The sequence below is a fragment of the Candidatus Magnetobacterium casense genome, from assembly GCF_019173545.1.
In the GTDB taxonomy this organism is placed as follows: domain Bacteria; phylum Nitrospirota; class Thermodesulfovibrionia; order Thermodesulfovibrionales; family Magnetobacteriaceae; genus Magnetobacterium; species Magnetobacterium cryptolimnobacter.
The window spans coordinates 1-8,361 of the sequence record NZ_JABXWD010000147.1 but is presented as its reverse complement, the minus strand read 5'-3'; the positions used below and the strand labels follow the sequence as shown (position 1 = coordinate 8,361).

Here is an 8,361-nt window from a genome sequence, read left to right as displayed (position 1 = left end):
TATTTGTAACTCCAAGTGGTTCACGTGCGGTCAACATCACTGCATACGCCACGGATACAACTTCCCCGATCTTCAGTCAGGTGGTTACAACCAGATAAGCGTTTCTCTCTCCAGCAACGATAATTTAAAGAGCAGCGAGGGCAGAGGGGCAGAAATGCCCCTTTTTGCATCTCCGTACCAAACGAGGCATTTTAAACATAAAAGGTATTTGAACGTGGAAACAGTCAACGATTATATAAAAAGAAACTATGTGCTCATGTCTATGACAGGGGTGATAGTGTTTATTGGTGTGTTTTTGCTCTATCTGCCGACATTATATAATGCCCCCGTGTGGGATGACCTGCATGTAATTAACACTTACACTCTGATTGATAAAAATAACCCTTATAACTTTTTGTTCAATAGTTATCTGTACTATCGTCCACTTGTGTATATTTCCATGTTCGCAGACCACCGCATATGGGGAACAAATCCCTTTGGCTACCACCTGACTAATTGCCTGATACACAGTACCAATGCACTGCTGCTCTTTGTGTCGCTTGTGTATTTTTTGCCAATACCCCGGCAGTCCACTACAGACAAGACAGGGGACAAGACGATGTTGCTCCTGCCGCTGCTGTCGTCCCTTCTCTTTGCATCTCACCCGATTAACACAGAGGCGGTGGCGTGGATATCGGGCAGGACAGACCTCCTGACAACAACGTTTTTCCTGCTGGCCTTGCTGTCGTTTATGGCCTACGAAAGAGACAGGCAGACAAAGGCCATGGTTGTCTGTGGCATATTTTTCTTTTTTTCGCTGATGTCAAAGGAAAACGGTATCTCCTTTGCCATCATGGCCGTTATTTACGCACTGATGACACGGATGAACAAAAGGCACATACTAATCACCATTGGAGTGCTGTCAACCGTGGTCTTGTTGTACTTTGTCCTGAGAAAGGGTGGTGGTCTCAGGGATGTCTTGCTGAAACCCGGCTCCAAGGGCGCCTTTCTGTCCTCAGGCGTATCGGCGGGAGAGCTTATACACACCGTTGTCTATGGTTGTGCATTTTATGTCGAAAAACTGCTCCTGCCCATCAATCTGACTCTTATGCCAAAGATTCCGGCCAATCCCGTCTATATACCCGTTTTCTTGCTACCGGCTGTCTGTGGCATAATCTTTACCGTAAGGGGTTTTAGGACGGAACTATTTTATCTGTTGTGGGTGACAGTAACACTGATGCCGTCACTAACTATCATGTTTTCGCAGGTGGCAAACCCCCTGGGGGAACGCTACCTGTATCTGCCCTCGGCAGGCTTTGCCTCTCTGGCTGTACTTGCAGGGTATAGGCTCCTTGGCAGCAAAACCCTTATCGTCACTGCGACAGTACTCCTGCTGACATTTTCATATATGACCCACGACAGACTCAAGGTCTGGAAAAATGACCTGGCACTATGGCAGGATACCGTAGAGAAAACCCCCGACTCCGTAGTGGCCCACACAAACTACGCCATAGCACTCCTGCAGGAAAAAAACCTCAAGGCAGCCGAAAACGAACTCACCATTGCCATGAAACACCCCATCAAGAGCCCGGAACAAACCTCCATCATTCTAAACACACTTGCAACACTCCAGATGAAGAGAAACGACTATGTAAAGGCACAAGCACTATTGCACTCCGCCATTGCTGCAGACCCCAATAACCTCAACGCATACAACAACCTTGGCTACCTCTACATGCGCCAATCCGAGCTCAACGCAGACGATAAACCGGCTCTGCTGACCAAGGCAACAGCCCTCTTTGAAAAGGCCCTGAGCGTCTCCCCAACCCTGATACACACCCGCTTTAATCTGGGACTGTGCTACCTCGAACTTGACAAACTCAACCAGGCCGAGTCCGCCTTCTCTGCCGTGATAGACAGCGAGCCGGGAGGGGAACTATCAAAAAATGCCATCAACTTCCTGCGCCTTACCATAATGCGCAAAGAGGAAAAACTAAAAACCAACGGATTGTTAAAGTAACATATATTATGTTAGAATCAATCATGCTTAGAAAAAGGAGAAAATTTATGGAGAAAGCAAGATTTGAAATGCGCGACAAATTCGGACACAAAGGATTTACCCTGGTGGAGGTACTGGTAACCCTTGTAATAATGTCTATACTTGCTGCCGTGTCCATACCGACCTACATAGGGCAACGGGATAAGGCAAGGAGGGCTGAGGCCAAGGAAAACCTTGAGGCTATCCGATTGCACCTTGAGCAGTACTTTAACGAAAACGGTTGCTACTACCGAACAGGTGGACCACCAACAGTATGCACGAATGCAACGATTTCCGGTGTTACAAGCATACAGGCTTTCCTGCCGGGCTTTAAGCCGGGTAACACGGCGGCGTTGAACTTTGTCTACTCCATCACCACTACCGGTACGGCCACTGCTTATGTAGCCGGTGCTGTTGATAAAGCCGTCTCAACCTCTGTCTCATCAGGGGCAACATGCGCCAGTAGCGAACTGAAGATAGACAACAACAACAACAGGTGCGGCTTCTAATGCAACGGAAAATGCCGTGACAATTGAAACCGAACAAGAAGAGGACGGACGCTGGATTGCAGAGGTGCCCGACATTGCCGGTGCGCTTGTCTATGGAGATACTCGCAATGAGGCCATTGTACATGTCAAGGCACTAGCGTTACGAATAATGGCAGATCGCTCGGTTGCATACGATACAAAAAAAGAAAGGGGCGGCTCCGCCCCCCTTCAGAACCCCCTGCAAGGGGACCAGTCCCCTTGACCCCATAATGCTTACTCCTAACGTTTATATAAAAATTTTTGTCCAAGTACTTATTGCCCTACCCTCAATCCTGGTAAGAGCGGAATATATCAGAGAAGTCTATGGCTGCTTTTTTGAATGCCTCAAGTATCTCCGGATCGAAGTGCTGCGGCATCGTCCTGCCATCACCTGTTGTAATGATTTCATAGGTTCTGCCATGACCCAGTGGGGATTTATATGGCCTCTTCATCATCAGGGCGTCGTACTGGTCGCAGATGATAATGATCCGTGCAGGCAGTGGGATATCCTCTCCACTGAGGCCACCAGGATAACCTGAGCCGTCCCACCTCTCATGGTGACGCAGGGCGATTGTTTCGGCCATCAATATCTTGGCATTGGAAGACCCCTTAAGCATGTTGCTGCCTATGGTCGTGTGTCCTTTCATGATTTCAAACTCCTCTTTAGTGAGAGCGCCAGGTTTCAGGAGGATACCGTCTGCTATACCTATCTTTCCAATGTCGTGCAGGGTGCTGGCAAAAACAATGTCGTCAATGAAATCGGCAGACATGCCCAACACCTCTGAAAGCCTCTTACAATAGAGGCCGATCCGTGTCAGGTGTGAACCCGTGTCGGTATCCCTGCACTCGGCAGCAGCGGTAAGACGCCTCAAAAGCTCATCGTTGAGGTCTCTGACCATCATCAGGGCATCACCCAACTCCTTAGTCCTTTGTTCAACCTTAAATTCAAGACTACGCTTATAGTCTTTCTCCAACTTGATAAGCTCATTGAATCTTACGGCTTTTTCAACAGCCAATATAAGGTCCTCAGGGGCATAAGGCTTTATGATAAAATCGAAGGCATTCTTTCTGATGGCTTCAATCGTTGTCTTTACCTCGACAAATGCCGTCATAAGGATTACTGGTGTTTCAATGCCAACTGACTTTATCGCCTCTATTAGTTCAAGACCTGACATGCCAGGCATCTTTATATCAGTAACCACTACGTCATAGCTATCACGCCTTAACATATCAAGGGCTTCCTGACCACTTGAAGCAGAGGAAACATCATAGCCTTCTTCCTCAAGGATTATAACCAAGGAATTTAATAATGCCCTATCGTCATCAACGATAAGCAATCCGGCTTTGCTCATTGGTCAAGTACCTCCCTTATCTTGTTTAACAGTATATCAGGTCTTACAGGCTTTTGTATATAGACTCCAATTTGCTCCAGGACATCTTGCTTTTTAATTATCTCATAGGAGTAGCCACTCAAAAAGATAACCCTGGCCGCACCACCTGTCTGTTTTATTATGTGGTCGTAAACGACCTTGCCATTTGCCCTGGGCATTACCACATCTAACAGGACAAGGTCAATCTTGAACTTGTGTTCATCGAACTTACTCATGGCATCTATGCCGTCCGTGGCCTCTATCACCTGGTAGCCTGCCTCCTGCAGCAATATCCTTGTGCTATTTCGCATCTCAACGTTATCTTCGGCCAGGAGTATGGTTTCGACACCGCCTGCGGTACCAGGTATGGATATGGGACTGGCTTCTTCCTTTGTACTGTCAATGAGAGGCATAAGTATTGTAAAGGTTGAACCGCTGCCGGGTTCACTGTATACGTTAATGTAGCCGTTATGCTGTTTGATTATGCCATAGACGGTGGCAAGGCCCAAACCTGTCCCCTTGCCTACCTCCTTGGTCGTAAAAAAGGGGTCAAATATCTTATCTCTTGTGGCTGAATCCATACCAGCTCCCGTGTCTGATATGACCAGCCTGGCATATTTGCCAACAGTTCCGTAGTTGTGTCTTGCCCTGAAGTCAGCGTCTATACTTATAATGTCGGCCTTGATAGTCAGCGCCCCGCCTTCGGACATAGCATCCATGGCGTTATTGACAAGGTTGATAAGCACCATTTCAATCTGCACGATGTCGGCATGTATCATTATCTCCGGGACATGCACAAACACCTGGAGGTCTATGTCTTCCCTGACGAGTCTCTCAAAGAGTTTTTTCGTAGACGTTATAATGTCTGTCAGGTTTACAACCTTGAGGTTGATTACCTGTTTTCGGCTGAAGGTCAGAAGGCTTTGCGTCAGATATGTGGCCTTGTCCGTGGAGGAAAAGATGTGGTCTACGAAATCCAGGAGTTTTTCATCCCCCTTGAGCCTTTTTTTCAGGAGGTAGGCATAGTTCTTTATCGCCGATAGTATGTTGTTGAAATCGTGTGCAACCCCACCGGCAAGTTGTCCAACTGCCTCCATTTTTTGCGACTGCCTGAGTTCTGCCTCAAGGCGCTTCTTATGTGTTATATCTTCCGCCATTTTAAGATAATTCGTTATATTGCCATCAGAGTCTCTAAGGGGAAACACCTTGGCAAACTCCCATATCTCCGTGCCATCCTTTAGCCTGTTGCAGAACTCACCCTGCCATTGTTGTCCGGCAGTTAGTCTACCCCACAGCTCTGTGTACACCTCCGGGGGGGTCTTGCCAGATTTTAATATCCGGGGGTTTTTACCAATCACCTCGTTTGCATTGTATCCTGTAATATTGGTAAACATCTTGTTCACATACTCTATCTCAACGTTGATATCCGTAATAACCACCATGTTGGGGCTTTGCTCGATCACATAGGCGGCCCTGCGGAGATCGTCCTCTGCCCTCTTGCTCTGGGTTATATCCTGCATAAGGGCAAGGACGTGGGCTGAACCATCAACATCATAAAGAATGGAGCTTGAGATGGCAAAGAGTTTTTTTTCGCCATCCTTGCATGTCACTTCCCACCTCTCGGCAATGAGGTCATCTCCATATCTCATGGCAGCCATGCGCTGGATTGCACGGCTTTGCACCCGTGGATCGGGGTACATGCTCTGGTACCAGCCAAGGTGGTTTATCTCCTCCATCGTATAGCCTGTGATATCACTCATACGGTGGTTCCACACGGTAAATCTGACAAAGGGGTATTGTTCAACCGAATGACACACACACAGGCCATCGGTGACGCTTTCTATGATAAGATCGCTAAAGATGTTTTTACTTTTTAGCTTTCCTTCTGTTGCCTTTCTTGCGATGATCTCCTCTTCAAGCAGCCTGTTTGAGGTTACAAGCTCTGCCGTGCGTCGTTTTACCTCTGCTTCGAGTTTTTGGTTGTGCCGTTTTAATTCGTCGTCAATCCTTTTACGCTCTATGGCTAAGGCATAGTAGTTGGCAAGACGCAAAAGCACGTCATTGTCCACCTCCGTATAGTCACGCATAGAGTTGGCAACGGACAACTGCCCAAGGAGCTTATTGCCGATCATGGCCGGTACCGACAGAAGGCGTGTTATCGGTATATGGCCATCGGGTGTACCGACTCTTCTGTGATCCCTGTCAGGGGCGTTTGTCAACAGCGACTCTTTGTTATCCAGCACCCAACCAACCAAACCTCCAAGTTTTTCAAATACAACCCTCTTATCCTGGACATTGCACTTGTCCCAGACGTCTGTTGTCAAGGTAGGAACGACAAAAAAACCCGTTTCGGCATCAATGTAACCGACATAGCCATATGCGCTCTCAGTCAGGGCCTTGGCATGGTGCAGGATCAGCTCTGATATCTCTTCAATGGATATCTGGTCGGATTGTATAAGCGCCCTTGAAACCTCAGCCATTGAGCTGTTTATCTCCGACTGCCCAAGCAAACGCCTCTGGATATCCATTTGTTCAGTGATGTCTTCGATAAGCTCTATTACGGCATAGACTGAGCCGATTTCATCCCTGAGGGGGCTGGCCAAAATCCGGAAGTTTCTTACACCTTCTCCGGCAGGCGTCTCCGTTGTGCTCTCATGTACAGCGCCGTCTTTAAAAGAGAGGATTACAGGGCAATAAACACAAACACAATCACGGGGTGGATTGTTAAAACTCTTATAACACAGCGGTTTCTCCGATATGTCTATATCCGGAAACCACTCTCTCATCCTTCGGTTAAGAGAGACTATCTTCATCCCCCTGCCTATAACCGCTATCCCTATGCCGATGTTATCAACAATGCTGCGGTACCTCTGTTCGCTCTGGCTGAGTTGCCTGTTAAACTCCTTTAGCTCACGCTCTGTCTGATTCTTGTATATTGCCATTTCGATGTTGGTTTTGAACTCACTTGCACTAATGGGTTTAACGATATAACTATAGGAACCGCTTAATTTTGCACGCGCAAAGGTATTATCATCTGAGTGGGCCGATACGTATATTACGTATGCCTCTGATATCTCCCGTATGCGGTTGGCAGTTTCTATGCCGTCTATATCTCCGCCTATAGAGATGTCCATAATGATCAGGTCGGGGGCATTTTCCTTGACGCTCTCTATGGCCTGCACACCGGTTGTGGCAGGGGGTAATATCTCATATCCCATGCGCTTCAATGTTATGGTCATCCACTCATACACTACGGACTCGTCTTCCACTATGAGTATCTTTGAGGTTGCCATCGTTAAATATTATAGAACAGACATACAGAAAAAGAAAAGACCGATAGTATGCGGACACGGTGAAATTGTTTTGCATAAAAATAGAGTTATTTCTGGACTTTTTAATGATGGGGTCAAGGGGACTGGTCCCCTTGCGGGGGAGGTCTGAGGAGGGGGCGGAGCCGCCCTCCTTCTTTCTTTATTGCATGAGTCTGAGGTAGTGCTTGAGGTAGAAGGTGGATAGTCCTCTGAGGAGTTCGATGCGTTTTTTGTAGCCGAGGCGTTTGATGGAGGCGCCTTCGTGGTGAACCGCCGTGGCCTGGGGGCAGAGCATGATGACGTGTTTGGTCTCCTTGTACAGCCTGTAGCACCAGTCAACATCGTTGAAGAAGATCGGGAAACGCTCATCCAGTGCCCCGACCTCTTGCCAGCACTGACGTCTGATCAGAAGCGCCGACGCCATAGGCTGTAAGACCGTGTTGCAACAGAGGTGTTCCTTGTGTGTGAGTTTCCACTTCCTGAAGGGGCCAAGCCTTGCAATCTGCATCTTTTCAAGCACCAGCGCTATCGGTGAGGGAAAGTTCCGGCAGGTTATCTGTAGTCCGCCCTCCGGATAATAAAGCACCGGGGCCACGGCACCGGCCCGGGGATGATTGTCAAGACACTCAAGCAACCTGATGACCGTATCGGGTTGCAACACGACGTCGTTGTTGAGCAGAAAAATAAAATCCCCCGTGGATAACCATGCCCCTTTATTTGTTGCCTTTGCATAGCCCTCGTTTACCTTGTTTGATATCCAGAAGACGTGTGGGTGAGCGCCCACAACCAGCCCCTCGCTGCCATCAGCGGAGGCGTTATCGACAACTATGATCTCCTTATCCAGCTCGCCCACGGAGGCGTCAATGGATTCAACCAACTCCTTCAGCAACTGACCCTGGTTCCAGTTGGGTATTACAAATGATACCTTAATCCTGTTATCCATAAAATGTATATATAGTCTAACATGAAACGCCCCTTGAAAAACACCAGGGCGATCCTATAATATATAAAAAGGATGGTAAGCAAGAGAGCATAAATATGTATAACAATAGTTCACCCCTAAGAAAAGAAAGAAAGGGGCGGCTCCGCCCCCCTTTAGAACCCCCCGCAAGGGGGCCAGCCCCCTTGACCCCTTC

The 8,361-nt window shown here is 47.9% G+C and carries 6 protein-coding genes; 3 read left to right on the top strand and 3 right to left on the bottom strand.

What is annotated here, in order from left to right; all coding sequences use genetic code 11:
- Nucleotides 1-214: 214 nt before the first annotated feature.
- The 3 genes from HWQ67_RS09195 to HWQ67_RS09185 are packed head-to-tail and all read left to right on the top strand — an operon-like array spanning nucleotide 215 to nucleotide 2,767.
- A complete protein-coding gene (locus HWQ67_RS09195; protein ID WP_218252391.1) occupies nucleotides 215-1,999 on the top strand; it encodes a tetratricopeptide repeat protein in 1,785 nt (594 codons plus the stop codon).
- Nucleotides 2,000-2,046: 47 nt separating this feature from the next.
- Complete coding sequence (locus HWQ67_RS09190; protein ID WP_218252390.1) at nucleotides 2,047-2,526, top strand: type IV pilin protein; 480 nt, start codon at nucleotides 2,047-2,049, stop codon at nucleotides 2,524-2,526.
- A gap of 16 nt (nucleotides 2,527-2,542) precedes the next feature.
- Nucleotides 2,543-2,767, top strand: coding sequence for a type II toxin-antitoxin system HicB family antitoxin (locus HWQ67_RS09185; RefSeq protein WP_218252389.1), 225 nt, complete (start codon nucleotides 2,543-2,545; stop codon nucleotides 2,765-2,767).
- A gap of 64 nt (nucleotides 2,768-2,831) precedes the next feature.
- Here HWQ67_RS09185 and HWQ67_RS09180 read toward each other — a convergent pair whose 3' ends face one another.
- The 3 genes from HWQ67_RS09180 to HWQ67_RS09170 form a co-directional block, all read right to left on the bottom strand.
- A complete protein-coding gene (locus tag HWQ67_RS09180) occupies nucleotides 2,832-3,896 on the bottom strand; it encodes a response regulator (RefSeq protein WP_218252388.1) in 1,065 nt (354 codons plus the stop codon).
- Nucleotides 3,893-7,207: a PAS domain S-box protein gene (locus tag HWQ67_RS09175; protein ID WP_218252387.1), complete on the bottom strand. Its 3,315-nt coding sequence runs from the start codon at nucleotides 7,205-7,207 to the stop codon at nucleotides 3,893-3,895. The genes HWQ67_RS09180 and HWQ67_RS09175 overlap by 4 nt, the downstream gene beginning before the upstream one ends.
- 178 nt (nucleotides 7,208-7,385) lie before the next feature.
- A complete protein-coding gene (locus HWQ67_RS09170) occupies nucleotides 7,386-8,168 on the bottom strand; it encodes a glycosyltransferase family 2 protein (RefSeq protein WP_218252386.1) in 783 nt (260 codons plus the stop codon).
- Nucleotides 8,169-8,361: the final 193 nt, after the last annotated feature.

What these genes read in the sequence shown, in the direction of transcription:
- HWQ67_RS09190 (WP_218252390.1), top strand. Translation starts at nt 2,047, where the DNA reads ATGGAGAAAGCAAGATTTGAAATGCGCGACAAATTCGGACACAAAGGA.
- HWQ67_RS09180 (WP_218252388.1), bottom strand. Translation starts at nt 3,896, where the DNA reads ATGAGCAAAGCCGGATTGCTTATCGTTGATGACGATAGGGCATTATTA.
- HWQ67_RS09175 (WP_218252387.1), bottom strand. Translation starts at nt 7,207, where the DNA reads ATGGCAACCTCAAAGATACTCATAGTGGAAGACGAGTCCGTAGTGTAT.
- HWQ67_RS09170 (WP_218252386.1), bottom strand. Translation starts at nt 8,168, where the DNA reads ATGGATAACAGGATTAAGGTATCATTTGTAATACCCAACTGGAACCAG.